At 68.7% G+C, this 26872-nt stretch carries 15 protein-coding genes; 13 read left to right on the top strand and 2 right to left on the bottom strand.

What is annotated here, in order from left to right; translation table 11 throughout:
• The first annotated feature begins 57 nt into the window (after nucleotides 1-57).
• The 13 genes from ACYAF3_RS04420 to ACYAF3_RS04360 all read left to right on the top strand — a co-directional run bounded on the left by ACYAF3_RS04420 (nucleotide 58) and on the right by ACYAF3_RS04360 (nucleotide 24525).
• The gene (locus tag ACYAF3_RS04420) at nucleotides 58-12591 is read left to right on the top strand and encodes a filamentous haemagglutinin family protein (protein ID WP_474727585.1); all 12534 of its coding nucleotides are present in this window, start codon (nucleotides 58-60) and stop codon (nucleotides 12589-12591) included.
• A 391-nt stretch (nucleotides 12592-12982) separates the two neighbouring features.
• On the top strand, nucleotides 12983-13585 hold the full coding sequence (locus tag ACYAF3_RS04415; protein WP_003098455.1) for a transposase: 603 nt from the start codon (nucleotides 12983-12985) through the stop codon (nucleotides 13583-13585).
• A gap of 163 nt (nucleotides 13586-13748) precedes the next feature.
• The gene (locus ACYAF3_RS04410) at nucleotides 13749-15383 is read left to right on the top strand and encodes a ShlB/FhaC/HecB family hemolysin secretion/activation protein (RefSeq protein WP_003116531.1); all 1635 of its coding nucleotides are present in this window, start codon (nucleotides 13749-13751) and stop codon (nucleotides 15381-15383) included.
• Between the two features lie 23 nt (nucleotides 15384-15406).
• A complete protein-coding gene (locus tag ACYAF3_RS04405) occupies nucleotides 15407-17254 on the top strand; it encodes a DUF2341 domain-containing protein (RefSeq protein ID WP_003085365.1) in 1848 nt (615 codons plus the stop codon).
• A gap of 10 nt (nucleotides 17255-17264) precedes the next feature.
• A complete protein-coding gene (locus ACYAF3_RS04400) occupies nucleotides 17265-17684 on the top strand; it encodes an ExbD/TolR family protein (protein ID WP_003085366.1) in 420 nt (139 codons plus the stop codon).
• Nucleotides 17685-17692: 8 nt separating this feature from the next.
• Nucleotides 17693-18439 (top strand): energy transducer TonB family protein, encoded by a 747-nt coding sequence (locus ACYAF3_RS04395; protein WP_003098450.1) that lies wholly within the window; start codon nucleotides 17693-17695, stop codon nucleotides 18437-18439.
• A gap of 67 nt (nucleotides 18440-18506) precedes the next feature.
• Nucleotides 18507-20213: a putative porin gene (locus ACYAF3_RS04390; RefSeq protein ID WP_003123057.1), complete on the top strand. Its 1707-nt coding sequence runs from the start codon at nucleotides 18507-18509 to the stop codon at nucleotides 20211-20213.
• A gap of 34 nt (nucleotides 20214-20247) precedes the next feature.
• Nucleotides 20248-20910 carry a hypothetical protein gene (locus ACYAF3_RS04385; protein WP_003116527.1) on the top strand — a complete coding sequence of 221 codons (663 nt, stop codon included), beginning with the start codon at nucleotides 20248-20250 and terminating at the stop codon, nucleotides 20908-20910.
• A gap of 28 nt (nucleotides 20911-20938) precedes the next feature.
• A complete protein-coding gene (locus tag ACYAF3_RS04380) occupies nucleotides 20939-21418 on the top strand; it encodes a YbjN domain-containing protein (RefSeq protein ID WP_003141135.1) in 480 nt (159 codons plus the stop codon).
• 4 nt (nucleotides 21419-21422) lie between these two features.
• Complete coding sequence (locus ACYAF3_RS04375) at nucleotides 21423-22367, top strand: peptidylprolyl isomerase (RefSeq protein WP_003098445.1); 945 nt, start codon at nucleotides 21423-21425, stop codon at nucleotides 22365-22367.
• The gene (locus ACYAF3_RS04370) at nucleotides 22367-22792 is read left to right on the top strand and encodes a hypothetical protein (protein ID WP_003455027.1); all 426 of its coding nucleotides are present in this window, start codon (nucleotides 22367-22369) and stop codon (nucleotides 22790-22792) included. Before ACYAF3_RS04375 ends, ACYAF3_RS04370 begins: the two co-directional genes overlap by 1 nt.
• Before the next feature lie 9 nt (nucleotides 22793-22801).
• Nucleotides 22802-23788 carry a LysR family transcriptional regulator gene (locus tag ACYAF3_RS04365; protein ID WP_003120804.1) on the top strand — a complete coding sequence of 329 codons (987 nt, stop codon included), beginning with the start codon at nucleotides 22802-22804 and terminating at the stop codon, nucleotides 23786-23788.
• A 71-nt stretch (nucleotides 23789-23859) separates the two neighbouring features.
• A complete protein-coding gene (locus ACYAF3_RS04360) occupies nucleotides 23860-24525 on the top strand; it encodes a helix-turn-helix transcriptional regulator (RefSeq protein ID WP_003116524.1) in 666 nt (221 codons plus the stop codon).
• Here ACYAF3_RS04360 and ACYAF3_RS04355 read toward each other — a convergent pair.
• Together ACYAF3_RS04355 and ACYAF3_RS04350 are read right to left on the bottom strand one after the other, a co-directional pair.
• Nucleotides 24508-25413 carry a sterol desaturase family protein gene (locus tag ACYAF3_RS04355; RefSeq protein WP_003085391.1) on the bottom strand — a complete coding sequence of 302 codons (906 nt, stop codon included), beginning with the start codon at nucleotides 25411-25413 and terminating at the stop codon, nucleotides 24508-24510. The two genes, ACYAF3_RS04360 and ACYAF3_RS04355, sit on opposite strands and share 18 nt — an antisense overlap.
• A 78-nt stretch (nucleotides 25414-25491) precedes the next feature.
• Complete coding sequence (locus ACYAF3_RS04350) at nucleotides 25492-26808, bottom strand: MFS transporter (RefSeq protein WP_105579218.1); 1317 nt, start codon at nucleotides 26806-26808, stop codon at nucleotides 25492-25494.
• Nucleotides 26809-26872 lie beyond the last annotated feature (64 nt).

Genomic DNA, 26872 nt, shown 5'->3' with positions numbered 1-26872 from the left:
GAATGCGCGTTGGCAAGCCGACGCGTCGAGTTGAACACGCCCAAGGAATCTCGCGTCATGCCGTCTCGTCCGTTCGTGCCGTCGTCCCCCGTCACCGTTTCGCTCGATGGCGGCTTGCCGCGGCTGAAACCGCTGGCGCAGATCATCGCCTTGCTCATGGTTGCAGGTGGCGCCCAGGCTTCCCAGCCGTTCAGCGCCGCCTGGTTCGCCGCCAAGGGCGCCCAGCAGAGCGCCGGGGCGGCGCGTCCGAGTGCGCAGTTGCCGGGCATGACGCCACCGCCGCTGGCCCAGCAGCAGAAGGTCAACCAGCAGTTGCAGCGTTCGCTGCAAAACCTCAACAACACCGTGGCGGCCATCGCCGCGCAGCAGGCCGCCCAGGCGGCGGGACGCCAGGCCGCGCTGGCGGCGCCGACGGACATCCCGGACGGCCTGGGCGAGGGCGGCCTGAAAGTAGACGCTTCCCTGCCTTTCGAGCAGGCCTGGCAGAACGCCAAGGCGCCAGTGCAGTCGCAGGCCGACGGGCGTACCACGGTGACGGTCGAGCAAACCGCGGATCGGGCGATCCTCAACTGGGAAACCTTCAACATCGGCCGGCAGACCACCCTGCAGTTCGACCAGCAGAGCAACTGGGCGGTGCTCAACCGGGTCAACGACCCGAGCGCCCGGCCGAGCCAGATCCAGGGCCAGATCAAGGCCGACGGTACGGTGATGGTGGCCAACCGCAACGGTGTGGTGTTCAGCGGCAGCAGCCAGGTCAACGTACGCAACCTGGCCGTCGCCGCCGCAGCCATCAGCGACAGCCAGTTCCGCGAACGCGGCCTGTATTTCGACGCCAACGGCAGCCAGCCGAGCTTCACCGACGCCGCCGGCGCGGTACGGGTGGAGCAGGGCGCCTTGCTGCAGACCGCCAATCCGGCCAGCTCCACCGCGGCGGGCGGCTACGTGCTGTTGCTCGGCAGCGAGGTGGAGAACGCCGGGCAGATCGTCACGCCCAAGGGCCAGACCACCCTGGCGGCGGGCGACAGCTTCTACATTCGCCGTGGCGTCGGCACCGATGGCAACCTGCGCTCCACCACCCGCGGCAATGAAGTGGCCACCTCCCTGGCCGCTGACAGCGCCGCCGGCCGGGTGGTCAACCAGGGTCTGATCCAGGCGGCCACCGGCGACATCACCCTGACCGGGCGCCAGGTCCGCCAGGAGGGCGTCGCTCTGTCCAGTAGCTCAACCGACGTGCGCGGCACCATCCACCTGCTCAACTCGGCCAGCGACGCCAGGGGCAGCGTGGTCCTGGGCGAGGGCAGCACCACCGCGGTGCTGGTCGACGCCAGCGGCGCCGGCGCCCTCGACAGCCAGCGCGATGCCGCCCAGCAGGCGCTGGATGGCACCACGCCGACCAACAACGTGATCGGTCGTTTCGACAACCTCAGCCGGGTCGCCGATCGCAGCGAGCAGTCGCGGGTCGAAATCGTCAGCGGCGGTAGCGTGGATTTCCAGGGCGGCTCGCTGACCCTGGCCAGCGGCGGCCAGGTGGCGGTCAGCGCGGCGGGCCGGAGCCTGCTGCGCGACGGCGCGCAGGTGGACGTCGCCGGCGCCGTCGGGGTGAAGGTGGCGATGGAAAGCAACAACATCCAGATCAATGTCCAGGGCAACGAGCAGCGCGACGCGCCGGTCAACCGCGACGGCGGCGGACTGGCCAGCAATGATGTCTGGGTCGATGCCCGCGAACTGGTCCTGGTTCCGGCCGGCACCAACGGCTACGCCACCGATCGCTGGTATACCGCCGGCGGCCTGCTGGAACTGGGTGGCTACCTTGGCACGCGCAACCATTCGGCCGGCGAGTGGATGGCCCAGGGCGGCACCCTGACCTTCACCGGTGGCGAGCTGGTGAGCCAGCCCGGCTCGACGGTCAACCTCTCCGGCGGGTCCCTCGATGTGCAGGGCGGCCTGATCCGGCAGACCTGGCTCAAGGGCAGCGACGGACGTCTCTACGAAATCTCCCGCGCCCCCGGCGACCTGCTCTACGAGGGCATCTACCGCGGCTATGAGGACAGCAGCCCGCGCTGGGGGCAGACGCGCTATTTCTACAATCCGCTGATCGCCCCGCAGAGCCGTTACGAGAGCGGCTACATGGTCGGCCGCGATGCTGGCCGCCTGGTGGTTGGCACCGCTTCGGCGGTGCTCGAGGGCGACCTGCTCGGCAAGGTATTCCAGGGCGAGCGCCAGGTGCGCGCGCCGCAGCCGGGCGCGGATGGCTACCAGCAGGCGCAGAACGCAGTGGCGCGCGGCGCCGAGCTGATCGTGGGCAGCTATACCCCGCGCTACGAAAGTGCCAGCGGCAACGTGCTGTACAACCTTGCGCCGACCCTGCAGCAGGTGCGCCTGGCCGATGGCGGCGAGCCGCTGGCGGCGAACCTGGACCTGGATACCGCGCTGGCCGACGAACAGCGGGGCGTCCTCCTGCTCGACAGCGAACGGCTGTCGGGTTTCGAGTTGGGGGCGCTGCGCGTGGCCGCCCGTGAGCGGATCGCGGTGGACAATGCCCTGCAGGTCAGCGATGGCGGCGAGATCGTCCTGTACGCGCCCGAGGTCGAGGTGAACGCCGACCTCACGGCGCGCGCCGGCAGTTTGCGCCTGGGCAACGTGCTGGAGCAGGTGGAGGTAGCCCGTGGCGAGCGGATCGATACCTATCTCACCCCCGCCGCCGGCCAGCGTGCCGCCCTGACCCTGGGCGATGGCGTGACGCTGGATGCGCGTGGCCTCTGGAGCAACCAGGCGCAGGGCGGCGTGGATGCCGATCGAGCTCATCTCGACGGCGGGCGGATTTCCCTGCGTAGCAGCGGCGACCTGTCGCTGGGCGATGGCAGCCGGATCGACGTGTCGTCCGGGGCCGCGCTGCTCGCCGATGGCAAACAGGTGGGCGGCAAGGGCGGCGACCTGACGCTGTCGGCCAATACCGGCTCGGCGGCAGGTGACGGCCGCCTGCAACTGGGCGGCGAACTGGCCGGCCATGGCGTCGCCGGCGCCGGCACCCTGAGCGTCCAGGCGCCGCGGGTGAGCATTGGCGCGGCGGCGCAGGACGGCACCCTGGCGTTGGCCGCCGGGTTCTTCGACAAGGGCTTCGCCAGTTACCAGGTGATCGGCGAGCAGGGACTGGAAGTGGCGGAAGGCGCACAGGTGAAGGTGCTGCGTCCGCTGTACCGTTTCCGCGACGACGCCGTCAGCGTCGCCAGCGGCGCCGACCCGCTGCTCGCGCTGGAGCCTTGGCTGACGCCGCTATACGAGGAGCGGCCGGCCGACGGTGAGCTGCGCCAGCGTCCCGGCGCCAGCCTGTTCCTGCAGGCCGGCAGCCGCCAGAGTGGTGCCGGGCAGGTGGCCGACAGCGTCCTCGACGTCGGTGGTGGCAGCCTGCTGGAGGTCGATCCCGGCCGGCGCATCGAGCTGCGCAGCGTCGGCCAGTTGAGCGTCGATGGTCGCCTGAACGCCTGGGGCGGCTCGATCGAACTGGGCAGCGTGGCGTTGCCCGATCCGGTGCGCGACCAGGTCGAGAGCGTCGGCCACCAGCGCGCCATCCGCGTTGGCGAGCAGGGTGTGCTCGATGTCGCCGCACGCGCTGCGACCGCGCTGGACTTCCAGGGGCGGCGCTACGGCCAGGTGGCCGATGGTGGCAGCATTGTCATCGGCGGCACGGTCGAACATGCCAGCGGCAAGGCCGATGCCGCCGAACTGTTCATCGACCTGCGCCCGGGAAGCCTGCTGGATGCCTCCGGCACCCAGGCGCTGCTGGACGTGCCCGGGGTCGGCCAGACCCGGGTCAGCAGCGCCGGCGGCAGTATCTCCCTGGCGTCGGCCAACGGCTTGTACCTGGATGGTGACCTGCGCGCCTTCGCCGGCGGGGAAGGTGCCGCCGCCGGCAGCCTGACGCTGGCGCTGGCCACGCCGAACTACCTGACCAGCCTGGCGACCGACCAGGTATTGCGCCCGCGCGAGCTGATCGTCGGCCAGCAGCGCGAAGCCGCCGGGGAAGGGCGAAACTATGCCTATGGCCATGGCCGCCTGGCGGCGAGCCAGGTACAGGATGGCGGGTTCGGTGACCTGACCCTGTTCAGCGGCGGCCTGCTGAGTTTCGCCGGCGATCTGGAGCTGTCCCTGGCGCAACGTTTGCGCCTCTACAGCGGGGCATTGGGGCTTGGCGAAGGCGCCGCCGGCGATAGCCGGGTCAGGTTGTCGGCACCGTCGCTGCTGTTGGCGGGAGCGTTCGTCAACGAAGCGGCGGAGAACAACGAAACCCAGCCGCTGTCGACCGGCCTGTTCGAGGTTTCCAGGCAACCTAGCGAGGCGCTCTTCGAAGCCAGAGCGCAGGTGCTGGATATACGCGACAGCCTGGTCTTCGGCTCGCACGGTAGTTTCCGTGACGCCAGTGGCGGGACGCAGATGATCGACCGACGTGGCTTCGACCGGGTCGAGCTGTCCAGCACGGGCGACATGCGTTTGCTGGCGGGGAACGCGACGCCCGTAGAGCGCATCAACACCCAGGTGCTCAGTGGCGGCGATCTGCTCATCCGTGCTGCGCAGCTCTATCCGGGCACCGGGGCGGGCGCGCGTATTCTCGCCGGCTACGGCTACCAGGCCGATGGCGCCGCTGCGGCGTTCGACCCGGCGCGCAGCTTGCGTATCGAGCGCAGCGACGCGACGACGCCAGAGCAGCCCCTGGCGGTCTTCGGTCGCTTGTCGCTGGGGGCGGCGAGCGTCGTTCAAGGCGGCGTCGTGCGCGCTCCGTTGGGCTATCTGGAAATCGGCCAGAACGCCGACAAGGTTGAGTTGTTGTCTGGCAGCCTGACCTCGGTCAGCGGCGCCGGCCTGACCTTGCCCTACGGCGGCACGGTAGACGGCCAGGTCTGGCGCTATGCCGGGGAGGAAATCTCCCTGACCGGCGTCGGCGGTAGCTTCAACGAGAGGGGGATAATGGATACCGGGGTCGACCTGGGTGGCCGCTCCGTACGGGTGGCGTCCGGAACGACGCTGGATCTTTCCGGCGGCGGCGAACTGCTCGGCGCCGGTTTCGTTTCCGGCCGCGGTGGCTCCACCGATGCGCGCTACAACCCGCTGGTGCGTTTCGACGAGGAGGGCCGCTTCGACCTGCCGGGACTGGTCGACAATCCGATCTACGCCATTGTGCCCGGGGTTCAGCGCATCGCGCCGGTGGCCGCCGAAGGCGGCGCCGTCGACCCGCTGGTCGGCCAGCAGATCAGCATCGGTAGCGGCGTGCCCGGCCTGTCGGCGGGAACCTACACCCTGTTGCCGTCGACCTACGCCCTGCTGCCCGGCGCGTACCGGGTCGAACTCAACGGCCAGGCCGGGCTGGGACGGGCAGCGCCCACCCAGCTCATGCGCAGCGGCTCCTGGTCGCTGGCCGGGCAGTTGTCCCTCGCCGGCACCGGGGTGCGCGACGAACTGTTCCGCCAGGTGCTGCTGACCCCGGCGGATGTGCTGCGGCGCCATTCGCAGTACAACGAAACGAGTTACAGCGACTTCGCCATGGCCGATGCTGCTCGCCGTGGCATCCCGCGGCCGATGCTGCCGGTGGATGCGCGCAGCCTGCGCCTTGACCTGCTCGCCGGTGGCGGTGCCGATGCGCTGGCGTTCGACGGCACCGGGCTGTTCCAGGCCGCCAGAGGCGGCTATGGCGGTAGTCTGGTGGTATTGGGCAACAACCAGCGGATCGAGATCGTCGGAGCCGGCGCGCAGGCCAGCGAGGGGTTCCAGGGCGTGACGCTGCGGGCCGACGATCTCAACGCCTTCGGTGCGGCGCGCATGGTGATCGGCTCGACGCCAGCAGTGCTCTACGGGCAAGGCGGCAATTACGTCACCTTCGACATCACCGACGGCGCGCAAAGCATCGTCCTGCGCAATGGCGCCGAACTGGCCGCACCCGAGGTGTTCCTCCTGGCGAATCGGCCGGGGGAGGCGATCAGCCTTGAACAAGGTGCCGCCATTGTCACCCTAGGGCGGGGGGCTGCTGCCTACGATGCACGGGATGGCTTCCTGTATGCGTCGGGAGGGCGTTCCATGCTCGCCCTGTCGAACGGCGTGCTGAACGTCTTGCCACCGGAAGCCGGAACGCCGGACAGTGGTCCCGGCGACATCCTGCTTGGCGTTTCCGCTGCCGATGGTGTGGCCGGCGAAACCCGGCTGTATTCCGAGGGCAGTCTGGTCGCGGCCACCGACAAGCGCTTCGTGCTCGACGGCAGCGTGCGTTACGGCACCCGCAACCTGACCCTGGCGGCGGGCGGCTTCAATGTCGGCGAGCAGGCGCTGCTGGCCGAACTGGCCGAGCGCGGTGTGCTGCCGACCGGGTTGGCGCTCGACCAGCAAGTGCTCGACCGCCTGCTGCAGGGTGATGCGTCGGAGGGCGCGCCGCCCCTGGAGACGCTGGTGCTGAACGCCCGCGACGCGTTCAACTTCTACGGCGACGTCAGCCTCGATTCTTACGATCCGAGCAGCGGTCGCTCCCGCTTGTCGCGCCTGGTGCTGGGCACCCCGGCGATCTATGGATACGGCGACAGCGACAGCGTCGCCTCGATCCGCACCTCCAACCTGATCTGGAACGGCGCGCAGACGCCGGCCGCCGGGGGCATCGCCGGCGGCGCCGGCAGTGGCCAGGGCACGCTGGACATCCGCAGCGAACGCCTGGAGTTCGGCTACGGTCCCTTCAGCCAGCCCAGCGCCATCGACAGTTACCAGCGCCTGGCGCTGGGCTTCGCCACGGTCAACCTGGCGGCCAGCGAGCGGATCACCGCCAACCACAAGGGTAGCCTCGCGGTCTATCAGAGCCAGGGCGAGTATCGGGCTGGTAGCGGCTACGCATACAGCGGCGGCGATCTCAACCTGATCACACCCTTGCTCACCGGCGAGGCCGGCTCACGCAACAGCCTGCTGGCGGGCGGTGCGTTGCGGGTCAGCGCGGGGGGCGACGGCGCGGCATCCACCCCGGTCGAACTGGCCAATGGTGCACTGGGCGCCGAACTGGCCCTGGAGGGCGCCAGCCTGCTGCTGGACACCCGCGTCGGCCTGCCCAGCGGCAAGTTGAGCCTGACCGCGCAGGAGGACCTGGAACTGGGCGCCGGCGCCCAGCTCGACCTGGCCGGGCGCGCGCTGCGTTTCGACGACGTGACCCGCTACAGCTGGGGCGGCGAAGTCAACCTGCTGAGCCACGGTGGCAACATCCGCCAGGCCGGCGCTTCGCGCATCGACCTGTCGGCGAGCAACAACCAGGCCGGTAGCCTGACGGCGGTGGCGCTGGACAGCGCGGCCGGCGTGGTCGACCTGCAAGGGCAGATACTGGCGGCGAGCAGCGGCGAATACGACGCTGGCGGCACCCTGGTGCCGTACGCCGCGGGCAGCGTCGAGATCCGTGCCCAGCGGCTGGGCGAGGACGGTACGCCAGACAGCCGGTTCGCCGCTCTCAACCAGCGCCTGAATGCCGGTCAGGTGTTCGGTGCGCGCAGTTTCCAGATCAAGCAGGGCGACCTGAACATCGGCAACGACGTCAGGGCCTCGACGATCGAGGTGTCGCTGGATGGTGGCCATCTGAGCGTGAACGGCGTGCTCGACGCCAGCGGCGAGCAGGTCGGCAGTATCCTCCTGGCCGCCAAGCAGGGCCTGAGCATCGGTGGCGAGGCGCTGCTCGATGCCCATGGGCGGCGGCTGCGGGTGGACAGCTACGGCAAGATCATCGATTCGCCGAACCGCGCGCTGATCGAGCTGAACGCCGGGGACGGGCTGCTCAGCCTCGGCGCCGGTGCCCGTATCGACCTGCGCCACGGCACCGAGGCGGCAGCGGGAAGCGCGCCCGGGCAGAACGATGGCGTCGCCCGCGGCACCCTCGACCTGTACGCGTCGCGTCTGGGCGGGGCGATGGCGGGCGATATCGCCATCGACGCCGGGGGGCCGCTGCAGATCCTCGGTGCCCGCGCCATCACCCTTAGCGCCGTGCAGCGCTACGACGACGCGCCGGTCGCCGCGCTGCCGGCGAGCAACGGCCGGCCGTACCAGGAGATCACCCAGGCCTACCTGGATGGCAAGCACCAGCAGAGCGAACTGTTCATGCAGGCGGCGTTGGCCAATAGCGCCCTGCTCGACGGCAAGCTGGCCGGATTGAACAATGCCGCCTACGCGGAAGCTTTCCACCTGCGCCCCGGGCTGGAGATCGTCAGCGCCACGGCCGATGGCGACCTAGTGGTGCAGGGCGACCTGGACCTGTCGGGCCATCGCTACGCCAGTCTTAACCCGCGGACGGCGAAAACCTCGGTATACGGCTCCGGCGAGGCCGGTTCGCTGGCGATCCGCGCCGGCGGCGACCTGAACATCTACGGCAGCGTCACCGACGGTTTCGCCCCGCCGCCGGAAACCGACGACGATCAGGGCTGGTTGCTGCTAGCCGGCCAGGATCACCTGGGCGGCGATCGGGTGGTGCCGACGGCTGGCGTGCGGCTGGACGACGACAGCTTCTTCCCGGCCGGCAAGACGCTCAACTTCGAACTGCCGATCAAGGCCATGACCCTGGCCGCCGGTACCCGGCTGCCGGTCGAGGCGGTGCTCAGCCAGCCGCTGCAACTGCCGGCGGGGACGGTGCTCGAGGGAGCGTTGCTGGATGCCGCCGGCAACCTGCTCCGGCCGGCCGGCAGCCTGCTCGGCGAGGCTCTGGACCTGCCCGCCGGCAGCCGCCTCGGCGCCGGCAGCCGTCTGCCGCTGGCGACGCCCGTGACGGGGATGACCTGGCCGGGCGGCGTGCCACTGCCCGGCCGCGCCACGCTGGCCAGCGGCGAAGTCGACGGCGTGCGTCTGGCCGGTGGACTGGCCTTGCGCGCCGGGGCCTTCCTGCCGGCTGGCAGCGATATCCGCCTGCCCGATGGCGCCGCGTCGGTGGATGTACGCCCGGCCGGTGCGGTTTCGCACAATTGGGCCATCGCGCCGATGCTGGCGGCCGGTTCGCAGTCCTGGAGCGTGCGCCTGGTGGCTGGCGCCGATCTGCAGGCGGCCGATCCGCGGCTGACCGATCCGCGTTCCAGCGGGCAGATGCGCCTCGCCGATACGCACTACGGCATGCGGCGCATACCGGCGGCGGGTGGTGGGCTGGTATGGACCCAGGAAGGGGTGGATAACTGGGGCGATCCTAGCCTCAAGCCCGGTGATCCACTGGACCCGGAGGCTTTGGGCTACCCGACCATCTGCGACGATTTCCCGACCTGGTGCGCCGCGAGTTCGGGCGGCATGGTGTGGACCGAGGAAGGGGTGGCAGGATGGGGCGACCCCGGCATCAAGCCGGGCGACCCACTGGACCCGGAGGCTTTGGGCTACCCGACCATCTGTGACGATTTCCCGACCTGGTGCGCTGCGTCCAGCGACGACTATGCGCTGGAAGCCGAACCCTACGCTTCGCGCTTCAGCGTGCTGCGCACCGGCACTGGCGATCTCGACCTGTTCGCCGCCGGCAACCTGCGTATGGATTCGCCATTCGGAGTCTACACCGCCGGTACCGCGAGCGCGGTCGATTCCAGCTACAACCTGGCGCGTGCCAGGGACGGCGGCAGCGTTCTGCGCGATCCGGCGCTGGGCGGTTACGAGCAATGGGTGGACGGCGGCGAACAGAGCCTCTACAGCACTTGGTACCCGACCCTGGGCGGCAACCTGACGCTGGCGGTCGGTGGCGATCTGCGTGGCGATGTGCTGGGTCGGTTGTCCGGCGCCGTACCCAACTCCGGCTACGACTCGGCGGCCGTCGGCAACTGGCTCTGGCGCCAGGGCAGCGGTTCGACCGCCGGTACGGCCGACCGCACCGCCTGGTGGATCAATTTCGGCACCTATGCGCGCCAGCCGGGCGGCGATGGAGCGGCTGCCGCCACGCAGCAGGTGGGCTTCACCGGCATCGGCACCCTGGGCGGTGGCGATCTGAGCCTGAAGGTCGCGGGCGATGCGGGCGTCATCGAGGCGCGCACGTCCAGCGTTCCGCAGGAAACGTCGCAGCGCAGCCAGGGGCTGGTGCTGGCGGTGGGCGGTAGCGGCCGGGTAGGCGCCGATGGCCAACTGACCCTGAGCGGCGGCGGAGACATGGACGTACGTATCGGCGGTGCGCTCAACCCGTTGACGCCCTTCGATCAGGGCAGTTCGCTGTACGGCGCGATGGTCAACCTGCGCGGCAATGCTCAGGTCCGGGCGACGAGCCTGGGTGGTATCGATCTGATCTATGGTCGTCTGGATAGCGATCAGGTTCCGGGCGAACGGCGCGCCTACGATCCCTTCGTCTCGACCCTCGGCCTGGCCAACGGCGGGCCGACGCTGGTGCCGGGCGACGCCACCTTCAGCCTGAACAGCCTGGGTGACCTGGTGCTGCAAGGGGTGGTCGATCCCGGGCGGACGCCGTTGATGAACGGCACCCCCTATACCAGCGCCAGCGGTGTCGAGGGTTACGGCCTGAGCGGTTTCTCGTTGTGGACCGAACGCACGGCGATCGACCTGACATCGGCGGGAGGCAACCTGACCCCGGTTTCCCAAGGCAGGACGGAACAGGACACCGATTCCGCGCTGGTCTATCCGGCGAAGCTGTCGGCCGTGGCGCTGACCGGCAGCCTCTATTATGGCAACGCGACACTCCGCGAAAACGCTCGCAGCGACAGGACCGCGCTGGTCCTGGCGCCGTCGAGTCAGGGCCGTCTCGACCTGCTGGCCGGCGACTCCATCTACGCCGGCGGCTACAGCATCAGCCGTTCCGGCGCCAGCACCGGCAGCCTGGCCACGCCGCTGAATCCGAGCTACCAGGGCTATACCGGGATCACGCGGCAGGTCGACAACCTGTCCAGCGACGGCAGCCGCGCCGACACGAACCACTTCCCGTTGTTCGCCTTCGGCGCCAACAGCGTCTCCGGCGAATGGGGGGCGGCGCTGGAACCGTCGCGCTTCTACGCCCTTGCGGGTGATCTGGTCGGTGTCGACAGTGGCCGGCTGCTGCGCTACACCGGGACCAGCGATGTGCGTTTCGGCCAGTTGCGTTACGAGGGGCATGGTGCGGTGCGCATGATCGCCGGCCGTGACATCGTCAGCAGCGGCACCGGGTTGGGCTCCGAGCGGACCGCGAGCGACAACATGGGGGGCTACGCCAGCAGCGGCAATCTGTTCGTCAATACCTCGGCTACCGACGTGTCGCTGGTGCAGGCGGGGCGCGACATCCTCTACGGCAACTTCAACGTCGCGGGACCGGGCAGCCTGGAGATCAGCGCCGGACGCAACCTGCTGATGAACGACGAGGTGGCGGTCACCAGCCTGGGGGCGGTCGCCGCGGGCGACACGCGCTCCGGCGCCAGCATAGTCCTGCAGGCGGGCGCCAGCCAGGCGGGCTACTCCGGCTTCCTTCGGCGTTACCTGGCGCTCGACAACCTGGCGCAGGCAGGAACGCCCCTGGCGGAACAGCCCGGCAAGGTGGTACGGACCTACGAAAACGAATTGATCGAATGGTTGAGCGGGCGTTATGGCTTCAGCGGCGACGCCCTGCAGGCGCGGGAGTTTCTCGCCGGTTTGCCGGCGGAGCAGCAGCGGATCTTCGCCCGCCAGGTGTACTTCGCCGAACTCAGGGCCGGCGGCCGCGAGTACAACGAAGTCGGCGGGGTACGCCAGGGTAGCTACCTGCGCGGGCGCAACGCGATCGCCGCGCTGTTCCCCGAGCGCGATCCGGCGGGCAATCCGATCAGCTACGAAGGCGATATCGTCATGTATGGCGGTGCCGGCGTGCACACCAACTTCGGTGGCGACATCCAGTTGCTCACCCCGGGTGGGCAGCAGGTATTCGGTATCGAAGGTGAGGCGCCGCCGTCCACCGCCGGTGTGGTGACCCAGGGCGTTGGCAATATCCGTTCCTACGCCCTGGGCAGCATCCTGCTCGGCCAGAGCCGGGTGATGACCACCTTCGGCGGAGATATCCAGATCTGGTCGTCCGAGGGTGACATCAATGCCGGTCGCGGCAGCAAGACCACCGTGGTCTACACCCCGCCGCGGCGCATCTATGACGCCTGGGGCAACGTCAGCCTGTCGCCACAGGTGCCTAGCACCGGCGCCGGTATCGCCACCCTCAACCCGATTCCCGAAGTGGCACCGGGCGACATCGACCTGATCGCCCCGCTCGGCACCATCGATGCCGGCGAGGCGGGCATCCGGGTTTCCGGCAACGTCAACGTGGCGGCGCTGCAGGTGGTCAACGCGGCGAACATCCAGACCCAGGGCCAGTCCAGCGGCATTCCGCTGGTGGCTTCGGTGAATACCGGGGCGTTGACCTCCGCCAGCGCCGCGGCGAGTTCCGCGACCCAGGCGGCGGAGGACGTCAGTCGCCAGCAGCAGGCCGCCGCGCGGCAGCGCATGCCGTCGGTGATCACGGTGCAGGTGCTCGGGTTCGGCAACGAGCGCCTGGAGCCTTCGCGCGACGGCGCCAGTCGTTCGCCGGGCTACAACCCGGACAGCGCCGTGCAGGTGCTCGGCGCCGGAGCCCTCGGCGAACAGGCGCGCAGCCAATTGACCGATGAAGAGCGCGGCAACCTGATCCTGTAAGGCACCGCCGCGGAGGCACGATACCCGCCAGGCCCTCCCCACGGAGGGCCTTTTTTTCGGCGAACTTCCGAGGTGCTGGTCGATTCTCGGGTGAATGCCCGTTCGTCCCCGCCGGCGGCGCGCGAACGGCCGGTCGCATGAAGTTTTCATGACAAAAGTTCGGTGGTGCGACGGGGTTGCCGTCAAACAGGTGTGAATGAGGAAAACGGAATTCAGTGGTGAAAGGCAGGGACGGGAACGAAAGGAATCGGCCATTTCCCGGTTGCGCTGACCGGTTGCTGGAAATGAGCGTGTCGTTCGAGAAAGACGCGTTCCGCTCTGAAACAAGAGAACAGTATCCGCTAACGGCCGTGGTCACTCCGGTGAATACGGCGAAGGACGGTGAGTATTGATGGAAAGTTACTCGAAAGTCGGTATGCAGGAACTTGATCAGCGCCTATCGAAGATCGTCGAAGCCGCACGCAAGAAACCGGTATCGGTTTATCGATATGGGGCGCCATGGGTCTGGATAGTGTCCCAGGAAGATTGGCAGGGGGCGCTCAAGGAAGTGTCCAGCTATATACCGCCGGGACATTCCCTGGCGTTGCTGAAACCGCAAATAGAAAGTCTCCTTGGCGAAGAGGCTAAAGTCCTCTCGGCGCTCGCCCGCGAACATGGCATGCAGTTGGCCCCGGAGCCGCTGATCCACGCGCTGCTGCTGCAACTGCTGTACGCGATTCCCAGCGAGCAGCAGTTGTATGAGCAATTGAACTACAACCTGCTGTATCGCTGGTTCGTCGGCCTGGAAATGAAGCAGAAGATCTGGAATTTTCCGGTTTTCGTCAGCGATATAACCGTCCTGCTGAACAGCGCGGAGGCGGTAAGGATAATAGGCAGGATTATCGGGGAAGTGATTTCCGGGGATCTCATGCAGATGCCGGAGTTCTCCCTGAACTTCGCCTTGTTGCATACATGGCAAGCGCGCCATGGCGGAGCGCGACGGCTGAATATCTAGCACGAAAGTGAAAATAGAAAAGAACGAGATTTCATAAGGGCGGGCGCCGTTTTTAACAGGTTGTTCATGCGTCGCCGCTAGTTTGTTGTCTTTCACAGAACTGTTCGATGAACGGACTTGTTGCATTAGAACAATAAGTCCCGATGGAACTTCGGGGGACCGTGTGAAGCGTTCGCTGTTCAATTGTGCGCACCCGTTTCGCCAGCGCTGGTCGATCGGTTGCCTGGCTGTCGCATTGTCGTGCGCTTCGCTGGCCGACGAGGCCCCTCCCGCCGCGGCGGGAGCCGAGACCCAGCGTCTGGTGGACATCAACGAGTACGTGGTACGCGGCAACACCGTGCTGGACAACCGCGCCATCGAGGCGGCGGTGTATCCCTTCCTCGGACCGCAGCGCAGCCTGGGCGACATCGAGGGGGCGCGCGATGCGCTGCAGGCCGCCTACCAGGAGAAGGGCTACCAGTCGGTCTACGTCGAGCTGCCGGAGCAGCAGGTGAGCGGCGGGGTGGTCTACCTGCAGGTCACCGAGACCACTGTCGGTCGCGTCCGGGTGGTCGGCGCCAAGCACTATTCGCCGGTGGAGTTGCGCGAGGAAGTGCCGGCCCTGGAGGAGGGCAAGGTGCCCGACTTCGCCCAGGTCCAGCGCGAGCTGGCGCAGGTCAACCGCACCCCCGGCCGCCAGGTGCTGCCGATGGTGCGCGAGGGCCAGCGGCCCGGCACCATGGACGTCGACCTGCAGGTGGAAGACAAGAATCCCTGGCACGCCAGCATCGGCCTGAACAACGACTACAGCGCCGACACCCGTCACTTGCGCTCGGTGGTTTCGCTGGGCTACGACAACCTCTGGCAACTCGGCCACGCCATCTCGCTGACCTATTTCACCGCGCCGCAGGACCAGGACAACGCCAAGGTCTGGTCCGGCTCCTATACCGCGCCGCTGAGCCAGCGCTGGAGCGTGCAGCTGTCCGGCTACCAGTCCGACAGCGACGTGGCCACGGTGGGCAGCATGAATGTGGTCGGCCAGGGCCATTCCTATGGCGTGGCGGCGATCTACAGCCTGCCGGTGACCGGCCTCTGGTCGCACTCGTTCTCCTTCGGCGTCGACTTCAAGGACTTCGAGGAACAGACCCGGATCGGCGGCAACAACGACAGGGTGCCGATCAAGTACGCCCCGCTGACCCTCGGCTACAACGGTTTCCGCTACACCGAACGTTCCCAGTTGGCCCTTGGCCTGAGCCTGGTGGCCGGTACCGGCAGTCTCCTCGGCTACGGCGACGACGACGAGGAATTCGACCGCAAGCGTTATCGCGCCAAGTCCGGCTTCGGCGTGCTCAAGGGCGATCTCAACCACACCCTGACCTTCGGCGGCGACTGGCAGGTGGCGACCAAGGCGGCCTTCCAGCTCGCCTCCGGGCCGCTGATTTCCAACGAACAGTTCGCCGCCGGCGGTGCCACCAGCGTGCGTGGCTACCTGGCGGCGGAGAACACCGCCGACGACGGCTACCTGCTCTCCCAGGAATGGCGTACGCCGTCCCTCGGACGCTTCCTCGGCAAGCGCGCCGGCGGCTACGTCAACGACTGGCGCTTCTACGTGTTCGCCGAGGGCGCGCAACTGCGCCTGCAGGATGCGCTGCCCGAACAGGACGACGACTTCAGCCTGGCCAGCGTCGGCATCGGCACCCGCGCGCAACTCGCCGACTGGCTGTCCGGCAGCCTCGACTGGGCCTTCCCGCTGCTGGAAGGGACGAACACCGACAAACACGACTCGCGCCTGCATTTCAGCGTGCAGGCGAGCTTCTGACGCTGACCCCGGAGTAACCCCACATGTATCGCTTATTGCTGACATCGCTGATCTGCCTGGGCCTGCTGGCCCCGGCCAGCGCCAGTGCCTGGTGGCAGGACGACTGGCAGTACCGCAAGCAGGTCTCGGTCGATACCACCCCGCAAGGCGCGGCGATCAACGAGAGTCTCGGTCGCCTGCCGTTGCTGGTGCGCCTGCATACCGGCAACTTCACCTTCGACGGGGTCAACGAGAACGGCTCGGACATTCGCTTCGTCGCCGCCGACGACAAGACCGTGTTGCGCCACCAGGTCGAGAGCTTCGACCCGCTGATGGGCATGGCCCTGATCTGGGTCGACGTGCCGCGGGTGGAGGGTGGCCAGCGCCAGGACATCTGGATGTACTACGGCAACGCCAAGGCGCCGGAGAGCGGCAACGGCCAGTCGGTGTTCGACCCGGACTACACCCTGGTCTATCACTTCGACGGTGCGCCGGGCACTCCGCCGCGGGACTCCACCGCCTACGCCAACAATGCGCAGACCGCCGCCGGCAGTCCGGTGGAGGGCGTCATCGGTCGCTCCGCGCAACTGCTGGGCCAGCCGCTGCTGCTGCCGGCCAGCCCATCGCTGGCGGTGAGCGCCGGTGGCACCTTCAGCTTCAGCGGCTGGGTGCGTCCCGACCAACTGGCCGGCGAACAGGTCCTGCTGTCGCGCCGCGAAGGCGGCAACGCCCTGTTGGTCGGCCTGGCCCAGGGCGCGCCCTTCGTCGAGCTGAACGGTCAGCGCGCTGCCGCCAGCCAGGCCCTGGCGCAGGGGCAATGGCAGCATCTGGCGCTGGTCGCCGACGGTACCCGGCTGGCGCTGTATCTCGGGGGGCGCGAAGTCGCCAGCCTGGCGGCGGCGCTGCCGGCGTTCAGCGGTGCGATCGCCATCGGCGCGGAAGGCCAGGCCGCGCCTGCGGTCGCCACCGAAGCGGCAAGCGGGGAAGGTGAGGCGAGCGCCGCGGCGCCGACCCTGCAACCCTTCCAGGGCGCCATCGACGAGTTGCGCCTGTCGAAGATCGCCCGCCCGGCGGCGCTGCTCCTCGCCGACGCCACCGCCCAGGGCGCCGAGTCGCGCCTGGTGGCCTACGGGGTCGACGAGAAGCAGTCCGGCTTCGGCTTCGGCAAGCTCGGCTTCCTGCTCAACGCAGTGCCGCTGGATGCCTGGGTGATCATCGCGATCCTGGCGCTGATGATGGTCCAGTCGTGGGTCATCATGTACCGCAAGAACCAGAACGTCGGCCGTGTCAGTCGCGCCAACGGGCTGTTCCGCGAGCGCTTCGCCGAGGTCGGCACGCGCCTGGAACTGCTCGCCGACGACCGCGAGCTGGCCGCCCGCCTGCAACACTCCTCGCTGTGGCGCCTGTACCAGGTGGCGGTGAAGGAGATCCGCACCCGCCGCGAGCAGGGCGCCGACACCTCTTCCGTCTCCGCGGCCACCATCGAGGCGATCCGCGCCTCCATGGACGGCGTGCGCACCAAGGAGAACCAGCAGCTCGGCTCGCGCCTGTCGAGCCTGTCCAACGCCATCGCCGGCGGCCCCTACATCGGCCTGCTCGGCACCGTGCTGGGGATCATGGTGGTGTTCCTCGGCACCGCCATGGCCGGCGACGTCAACATCAATGCCATCGCCCCGGGCATGGCCGCCGCCCTGCTGGCCACGGCCATGGGCCTGTTCGTCGCGATCCCCGCGTTGTTCGGCTACAACCGCCTGGTCACGCGGAACAAGGAAGTCAGCGCGGACATGCGGGTGTTCGTCGACGAGTTCGTCACCCGCCTCGCCGAGGTGCATGGCGAAAGCCAGCTCAGCGAAGTGGCCCATCGTCGCAACGGCCAGCCGTTGCCGGCCTGAGGAGAACGCCATGGCTTCCGTGAACAGCAGCCACGACGATGACGACGACGGCGCCGTCGACAGCATCAACATCACCCCGCTGGTGGACGTGCTGATGGTGGTGCTGGTGATGTTCATCCTCACCGCCACCGCCCAGGTCGCCGGGATCCAGATCAACCTGCCGAAGGCCAGTGCCACCGTGGCGCTGTCGCAGCCCAAGACCAAGGCGATCTCGGTGAACGATGCCGGCCAGGTGTTCCTCGACGCCTACCCGGTGACCCTGCCCGAGCTGGAGGACCGCCTGCGTACGGAGAAGGCCCTCAACCCCGACTTCCCGGTAGTGGTCCGCGGCGACGCCACGGTGCAGTACCAGAAGGTCATCGAGGTCCTCGACCTGCTGCGCCGCCTGGAGCTGTCCCAGGTCGGCCTGGTCACCGGCAAACCGACCTGAGGCCCGGGATGAACATGTCCGCCGATCCCAAGCACACCCCCGAGCCGAAAAATGCCGCGCCGCTGTCCATCGACGGCCGCCCGGCGAACCCGACCCTGCGCTACCTCAAGTGGGGCCTCGGCGCGCTGCTGCTCGCCGGCCTCGCCTGGCTGGTCTGGGAGTGGGCCAACGACATGAGCGGCGTGCGCCGCGAGGCGCCCAAGGTGCCGGCGATCATCCCGCTGCCGCCACCGCCTCCGCCGCCGCCGGAAAAACCGCCGGAACCGGAGCAGCCGGTGGAAGAGGAAAAGATCGTCGAGCCGGAACCGCAACCCGAACTGGAGGAGGTCAAGCCGCAGGAGGAAGCGCCGCCGTCGCCGGCCGACGACCTGGCCGACCCGATGCAGATGGATGGCGACGCCCAGTCCGGCTCCGACGCTTTCAACATCGGCGCCGGCAAGGGCGGCGGGATGGCCGGTTCCGGCGGCGGTCGCGCCGGCAATGCCAGCTATAGCCAGTACCTGGCCTACGCCTTCCAGCGCCTGCTGCGGGACAACCCGGAGCTGCGCAACCTGGCGTTCCGCCTGCAGGCGGAGATCTGGCTGAGTTCCTCGGGGGATATCACCCGGGCCGAACTGACCCGCTCCAGCGGCGACCCCGAGACCGACCAGAAGGTGCTGGCCGCGCTGCGCGCCGCCGGCCGCCTGGAAGAACGCCCGCCGGCTTCGCTGACCCTGCCGGTGCGCATCGCCCTGCAGGGCAAGCGGCCGGGATGAGAAGACGCCAACCCAGAATGATTTCCGGCAGGCGACTGCCTTGAAGGACCTTAGGAGCCGTACACAGATGAACGCGAAAGTGAACCGACTGGCGCTGGGGATGGGCGTCATGCTCGCCGCGCTGGCCGGCCAGGCGCAGGCCCAGCCGCCGGCGCCCTCGGAGAACGCCACGATCAACCTGATCCGCCTGCTGGTACAGCAGGGCGTGTTGAAGAAGGAACAGGCCGATGCGCTGGTCAGGCAGGCCGAGGCCGAGGCGCAGCAGGCCCAGCAGGCGCGCCAGGCCGTGGCGCCCGCGGCGGCCGTTGCCGCTGTCCCCGGGGAGGTCCGCGTACCCTATATCCCGCAGGTGGTGCGCGACCAGATCCGCGACGAAGTGAAGGCCGAGGTAATGACCCAGGCCAAGGCGGAGAATTGGGCGCAGCCCAACGCCTTCCCGGACTGGGCCTCGCGCATCAGCTTCGACGGCGACGTGCGCTTGCGCTACGAGTCGCGCTCCTTCGGCAACGGCAACAGCAACCAGATCACCGACTTCGCCGAACTCAACGACGACGGTCCCTATGACGTCAACCCGAATACCAGCTCGGGCCTGCCGCCGCTGCTCAACACCCGCGAGGACCGCGACAGCCTGCTGCGCCTGCGCGCGCGCTTCGGCCTCAAGGCGGCGCTGTCGGAAAGCTGGAGCGCCGGCATCCGCATCGGCACCGGTTCGGACAACAACCCGGTGTCGACCACCCAGACCCTCGGCGGCGGCTTCGGCAAGAAGGACCTCTGGCTCGACCAGGGCTACCTGACCTGGAAGCCCAGCGAGCGCCTGAGCCTGACCGGCGGGCGGATCGCCAATCCGTTCCTGTCCACCGACCTGCTGTATTCCAACGACCTCAACTTCGACGGCGTGGCGGCGATCTTCAACCAGCCGCTGAGCCGCGATGTCGCGCTGTTCGGCACGGTCGGCGCGTTCCCCGTGGAATACAGCTCGGACACCGCCTCGTCGAACGGCTTCGACAAGGAAGACAGCGACAACAAGTGGCTCTACGGCGCGCAACTGGGCGCCACCTGGAAGATCAACCCGCAGCACAGCCTTACCGGCGCGCTGGCCTACTACCGCTTCGACGATATCGAAGGGCGGCGTTCCAGCCCTTGCCGGCCCTGGGCCGGAGATCCGGAGTGTGACACCGACGGCAGCCGTCCGACCTTCATGCAGAAGGGCAACACGGTGTTCCTCCTGCGCGACATCGTGCCCAACCCGGCCGACCCGGCGAACACGCCGAACCCGCAGTACGTCGGCCTGGCCTCGGAGTTCAATCTGCTCGACCTGAACCTCGGCTGGGATGCCGAGCTACCCAACGACTTCAAGCTGCGGGTGGCCGGCAACTACGTGCACAACCTGGGCTACGACGAGGGCGACATGCGCAAGCGCGCCGGCGGTGTGGCGCAGATCGCCAACAACCTCGGCTCCGACGGCGACATCAAGAGCGGGGCGAACGCCTGGATGCTCCAGTTCACCCTGGGCAACGCCCTGGACATGCGCGACGCCGGCGACTGGCAGGTCTTCGCCGCCTACAAGTACATCCAGCCGGATGCCCTGCCGGACGGTTTCAACGATTCCACCTTCCACCTTGGCGGGACCAACGCCAAGGGCTACATCCTCGGCGCCAGCTATGGCTTCGACAAGCGCGTCTACGGTACCGCGCGCTGGCTCAGCTCCGACGAGGTCTACGGCGCACCGTTCTCCATCGACGTCCTGCAACTCGAGGTCAACACGCGCTTCTGAGCGCTCCTCGAGGCAGACCATGAAGAGGCAGACCATGAACACGCGACCTTTCTCATTACCGATCTGGGCCCAGGCGCTGCTCGCCGGGGCCGCCTTCGCCGCCTACGCCAGCCAGGCGGCCTACGCCGACAGCCTGGAGGAACGCCTGCGCACCCAGTTGCGCAGCACCACCCAGCAACTCCAGGTGCTGCAGACCGAACAGGCCCAGGCCGCCGCGGCGAAAGCTGCGCTGGAGAGCCAGCGCGATGCGGCGCTGGCCCAGGTCAAGCAACTGAGCGCCGAGCTGACCCGGGCCAAGGGCCAGGCCGAGCAGCTCTCGGCCCAGCAACAGGGCTTGCACGACCGGGCGCGGCAGATGGTCGAGGCGAGCAACGAGCAACTGGGCAAGTACAAGCAGGCCTACGACGAGTTGCTGGTCATGGCGCGAGCCAAGGAGGCCGAGCGGCAGAAGCTCGACCTGGCGTTCCGCGAGCACGACCAGCAGTTGCAGCAGTGCACCGCGAAGAATCGGGAGATGTATGGCGTGGCCAAGGAGATCCTCGGCGCCTACGAGAACGTCAGCGTCGCCGAGGTGATGAAGATCCGCCAACCGTTCGCCAGCGGTGCGCGGGTGAAATTCGAAGAGATGGCGCAGAAGCTCGGCGACGACCTCTACAAGACCCAGGTCGAGAACCGCCAGGCGGCGCTCGCCCAGTGAAATCCGACAGCAAACCAGGAACCCGGATATGAACGACATCACCCTGATCGAACACCTTTCCGTCGACAGCCTGACCGAGGCCTTGCAGGAGGCCGGCTATCGGGTCAACCGCAGCGAGCAGAACGGCGTCGTGCAACTGCTCAGCGCCAGCCAGGGAATCGGCTACGCGGTGCGCTTCGGCAATCCGGCGGCGACGCCGGCGAGCTACCTCGACTTCACCTTCAGCTGCGCCCTGCGCGTGCAGGGCGAGTTGCCCGCCGGGCTGACCGAGCGCTGGAATCTCAGCCGGCGCTTCGGCCGCCTGTCGCAGCAGGGCGAGTTCCTGGTGATGGAAATGGACGTGATCGTCGCCGGCGGCGTCAGCCTGGCCAACCTGCGTAGCCATATCGAACTGTGGGATCGCCTGCTGCAGGAGTTCATCGCCTATCTGCGCGACTACAGCCGCCTGGCCGCGGAGCAGCAGGGCATGGCGCAGGATGCCGGTCAACCCGTCGATGGCGAGGCCTGAGCCGATGCGGCCGGCATTTCGTTGCGGCATCCTGGCGTTCGCGCTTGCCGTTCTCGCCGGCTGTGGCCAGCGCGAGGACGGCGGCGCGGGCCAGGCCCAGGCCGCGCTTGCCAAGCCATCTGCCAGCGCCGCCGCGGAACCCGCGGTGGCCCGCCTCGGTGCCTTGCAGGTGGCGCCGGACGAACTGAAGGCGCTGCTGGCCGAGGTGCCGGCGGAAACCCGCGCGCAGTTGAGCGAGAACCGCGACGCGATGGAACGCTGGATGCGTGCGCGACTGGCCGAGAAGGCGCTCTACGAACAGGCCAGCGCCCAGGACTGGCAACAGCGTCCGCAGGTGAAGACGCTGATCGATGCGGCGGCGCGGCAGATCGTCCTGCGTACCTACCTGGAGTCGGTGAGCACGGTGCCCGAGGACTACCCCAGCGATGCCGAACTGCAGGCCGCCTACCAGGCGAACAAGGCGCAACTGGCTGTACCGGCGCTGTACCGGGTCAGCCAGATCTTCATCGCCGCCTCTGCGGCCGGCGGGCTTGCCGAAGCGCGCAAGCGCGCCCAGGAACTCTACCGGCAGGCCGCGGACGGCGACTTCGCCGAACTGGCGCGCAAGCATTCCGACGACCCGCAGACCGCCCGCAACGGCGGCGACATCGGTGGGTTGCTGGCGCAGGCGCAACTGCTGCCGGCGATCCGTCCGGCGCTGGAACGGCTGAAGGTCGGCGCGGTGTCCGAGCCGATCCAGGGCGCCAACGGTTTCCACCTGGTCAAGCTGACCGAGCGTCGCGACGCTCGCCTCGCCACCCTCGACGAGGTCCGTGGTCGCCTGCGCGAAAGCCTGCGCGCGCAACGCCAGGAGCAGATTGCCAAGGCCTACCTGGATGGCCTGGTGAACAACGCTACCCTGAGCATCGACGGCGCGTTGCTCGGCAAGACCCTGGCGGAACTGCACTGATGGGCGGCACGCCGGAGGCCAGGCGTGGGCCGCGCGCGAGCCGCTGGCGGCACCTGCGCAGTTGGCTGTTCGGCGAGCCCGAGCGGTTCCGCGACGAACGCCAGCGGCTCTGGGGCGCCTATGCCGCATGGCTCGGCGAGCAGGTCCAGCAGCGCCTGGGCGAAGACGCCGAAACCGCGCCGCGGCTGCTGGCCTTCCTGGAGTCGCGGCGCGCGGCGGGGCAGTTGCCGAATACCGACATCGACCTGCGGGTCTGGCTCGACGAACGCGGCTGGATCGTCCGTCTCGCCTGCCTGCGCAGCGACGCCGAGCCGATCGAGAATGAACTGCGGCGCGCGCTGATGGACCGTTCGTTGCGCCTGCCGCCGCCGGAACACATGCCGCAGCCGATCGAACTGCGGATTCGCCTCATGCCTGGACGCTAGCGAGGAAGCATGGCCCTATCGGAGTCCGCCGGGCAGCGCCCGGCACTGCTCAGGCCCGCGCAGGGACGCGACGACCGTGCCTATTGGCACGAGCTGTTCGGTTCTCTGGAGGTGGTGCATTTCTTCCTGGTCACCGCCCGCTGCGGCTGTTTCATGCAGGCTGCGCGCAGCCTGGACGTCAAGCCGACGCTGCTGCGCAAGACCCTGGCCCGGCTCGAGGAGCGCCTCGGCCTGCATCTGTTCGTGCATGAGGGCAACGCCCTCTCGCTGACCCGCGAGGGCCGCATCGTCCAGGCCGCCGGGCAGCGCCTGGTCGAGGACAGCCAGAGCCACGCCGATCTTCACCGGCAACAGCCGCTGGTGCGCCTGGCGGTGGCCGAAAGCGTCCTGCACGATGTGCTCAGTCGCGAGCTGTGGGGCTACCTGCGCAAGAACGCCAACCTGCGCGTAGCCCTCGCCGAGTTGCGCGAGGGCTGGCCGGAAAGCGCAGGGCCGGCGGAGATCGCCATCTGGATCGCCGATCCGGGGCAGCCGCATCCGCCGATGGAAGGCCACTTCGCCGCACCGGCGCGCATCGCTGAGCTGGAGTACCAGCCGCACATCGGCAAGCGCTATTCGCGCGAGCGCACGCGGCCGGCCAGCGAGGACGAGCTGGACGACTACCTGCTGGCGCAGCTCCACGGTCACGCCGCCAGCGCCGCCCTGGCGCCCTGGAACCGGCGGGTGGCGGCTCGCCAGTCGGGAGTGATCGAGGTACAGAGCCACGACCTGCTGCTACAGGCGATCCTCTGGGGCGCCTGCATCGGCCTGCTGCCGCATTACGCCGGACGCCTGGAGCGCAACCTGGCGGCGTTGCCGCAGGTCTTCGACGAGCCGATGCGGCGGGAAGTCTGGATGAGCGTGCAGCCGGAAGCGGAGAACCGCGTGGAGGTGCGTGCCTTGCTCGATCTGATCGAGCACGCCTTCGACGATCGGCGCGACTGGTTCGGACGCTGACCTTGCGGGCTTGACGGCGGTCGCCATAGCCGACACCGTTTCGCCACGGAACGGTTGACGGAAGGTACGCGATGACGGAGCGGCATTGGCAGGGCGAGGTCTGGCTGGCGCGGGACCACGCGCTGTTCGCCGGGGTCAACGGCGATACCCGCGAGCACGCGCACTATGCCCACCAGTTGCTGCTGGCGGAGACGCCGCTGCGGGTGCGCGTCGCTGGCCAGGTACTGGAGGCCCGGCGCTTGCTGGTGCCCTCGCTGCAAGCCCATTGCGTCGAAGCGTCGCAGCCGTTGCTGGCGCTGTACGCCGAGCCGCTGGCGTTCGACAGCGACGACCTGCGTCAGCTTCTCGAGGACGCTCCCGGCGAGCCCGAGGCGTTGCTGGGGCGGCTTGCGCGGCTGCCTCGTCGACGGCTCGACCGCCGCGTCGAAAAGGCCCTGGCGGCGCTCGACGAGCAACTCGCGGCGCGGGTCGAGGCGGAAAGACTGGCGCGCAGCGCCAGTCTTTCGCTGAGCCAACTGGAGCGGCTGTTCGCCGTCCAGGTCGGCCTGTCGGTGCGCCGCCTGGTGCTCTGGCGCCGCCTGTACCTGGCCTTCGCCCTGGCCTTGCAGGGGCGCAGCCTGACCGAGGCGGCCCATCACGCCGGCTTTGCCGACGCCGCGCACCTGTCGCGCAGCGTACGCAGCCTGCTCGGTATCCGCGCCGGCCTGTCGCTGCCGCACCTACGCCTGGCCGGCTGAACGCCCCAATCCTTCCGGCGGCTGTGGGACGTGCCTGCTGCGTGGCAGGTCGCGGAATGGCGCGAGCAACTGGCCGGCATAGTCGCGGGGATAGTCAGGCTGGTCGCCGATGCCCATGTCGGTGCTGTCCAGGCGGTAGTCGGGACGATGGAGGGCGGTGCCGAGCAGGCGGTCCCAGACGCTGAAGAACAGCGCGAAGTTGACGTCGCCGGCGCGCCCGTAGCGGATGTGGTGCAGGCGATGCAGCGGTGCCCAGGCGAACACATGGCGTAACCCGCCGATGCGCATGTCGACGTTGCTGTGTTGCAGCAGCAACTGGATGCCGATGGCGAAGGCGAGCAGCGCGGCGACCGTCTGCGGCACGCCGAGCAGCAACAGCGGCAGGGTGCCGCCGAGCGCTTCCAGGCCCAGGTGCAGGGGATGCTTCATCAGCCCGTTGAAACCGTACAGGCGCTGCACGCTATGGTGCACCGCGTGCAGCCGCCAAAGCAGCGCCGAACGGTGGCTGGCATAGTGCACCAGGGTGATGCCGAGATCGGCCAGGACGATCGCCAGCAGCAGTTGCAGCCACAGCGGCCAGGCCTGCGGCCATACCGGCCAGAAGCCCAGGACTCCGGCCAGCAGTGGCAGGGCGAGGATGCCAAGTGCGTTCAGGCTTTCGTTGACCGACGCGTGCAGGACATCGCGCAGGCGGTCGGCGTGCGGCCGGTTCCAGCGTGGCTGGTAGGGCAGTCGTCGTTCGGCGAGAAAGGACAGGCCGAGCGCCCCGAGGAACAGGGCGACCAGCCAGGCGTGGGAAGCTTGGCGATAGCCGACCTGCCAGGTCGCCAGGCCGATGAAGCCGGACCAGAAGAGGGGCGCGTAGGCGTAGCGCAGGAAGAACTGCATGGTGGGACCTCCGGATGAATGAGGTCCCCAGCGTCGCTCGCGACAGGCCGGCGGCGCTTGAACGAACCGCGCAAGTTCTCAGTCGCGCAGCACCAGCGGCGCGCCTCCCATGTCCCCGCGACCCGGCCAGGTCTCGCGGGCCAGCCAGGCCCCACCCAGGCAGACCAGGTTGGCCAGCAGCAGGTAGCCCAGCGGCGACAGCGGATTGCCGGTGACGCCGATCAGCCAGGTCACCACTATCTGCGCGGTGCCGCCGAACGCGGCGACGCCGGTTGCATAGACCAGGGAAAAACCGGTGGAGCGCAGCGCCCGGGGGAAGCTTTCTACCAGCAGCACGATCAGCGCCGCGCCGCTCATGCCATGCAGGGCCGAGAGCAGGGCGAGGACGGCGAGGAAGACTGCCGGCTCGGGGTGACGGGTCATTGCCTGCAGTGCCGGGAACAGCACCGCGAGCAGCGCCAGGCGCGGCAGGATCAGCACGGCGCGGCGCCCGTAGCGGTCGCAGAGCACGCCGCCGAGCAACGCCGAGAGCGCCAGTGCGGCGCCGGCGACCAGCGTCGAGAGCATCGCGATGCCCGCCGGCAGGTGTAGCTCGGTAAGGGCGAAGGTGGTCATGTAGTTGAGGAAGTACTGGGTGATGGTGCTTCCGGAGAGGATCAGCAGGCCGAGCAGCAGGGCCCGCCGATGATTGCCGAACAATTCGCCGAGAAGGCTCCGGGTGCTGGCCTGGCGGCCGCGTCCGGCAAAGGTCTCGGCCAGGTTGAGGCGGATGTACAGGCCGATCGGCAGGACCAGCAGGCCGGCCGCGAAGGGAATCCGCCAGCCCCATTCCTGCAGTTGGCGCTCGTCGAGCCAGAGGGTGAGCAGGTAGCCTATCAGCCCGGCGGCGACCGCCGCGATGCCTTGCGCTACGACCTGCCAGCAGGCGTAGGTGCCGCGCTTGTGCGGCGGTGCCGCCTCGAGGATGTAGGTGGTCGCCGGTCCGGCCTCGCCGCCCCAGGCCAGGCCTTGCAGCAGGCGGGTCAGCACCAGCAGCAGCGGCGCAGCCGGGCCGATGCTGTCGTAGCCGGGGAGCACCGCGATGCCGCCGGTGCCCAGCGCCATCAGGAACAGGGTAAGGAGCATCGCCGGCTTGCGCCCGGCGCGGTCGGCGTAGGCGCCGATAAGGATCGCGCCGAGGGGGCGGATGACGAAGCCGATGCCGAACGCGGTGACCGACAGGAGCAGGCTGACGAAGGCGCTGTCGGAGGGGAAGAAAGTCCGTCCGATCATCACGGCGAAGGTGGCATAGACCCCGAAGTCGAAGAATTCCACGGCGTTGCCGAGGACCACGGCAAAGACGCTGCGGCGGCTGGCCGGATCGGCGGCCGCCGGGGGACGGGTGGGGGAGCGCATGGCGAAGGCCCTCTCGGAGTGACGACTGAAACACTCAGGCCTGGAGCCGAGCGACGAGCGGCCG

It is taken from the genome of Pseudomonas sp. TZ252, assembly GCF_056110345.1.
Note: the sequence above shows the minus strand (reverse complement) of the source record. Positions and strands in the feature narration are given on the sequence as shown.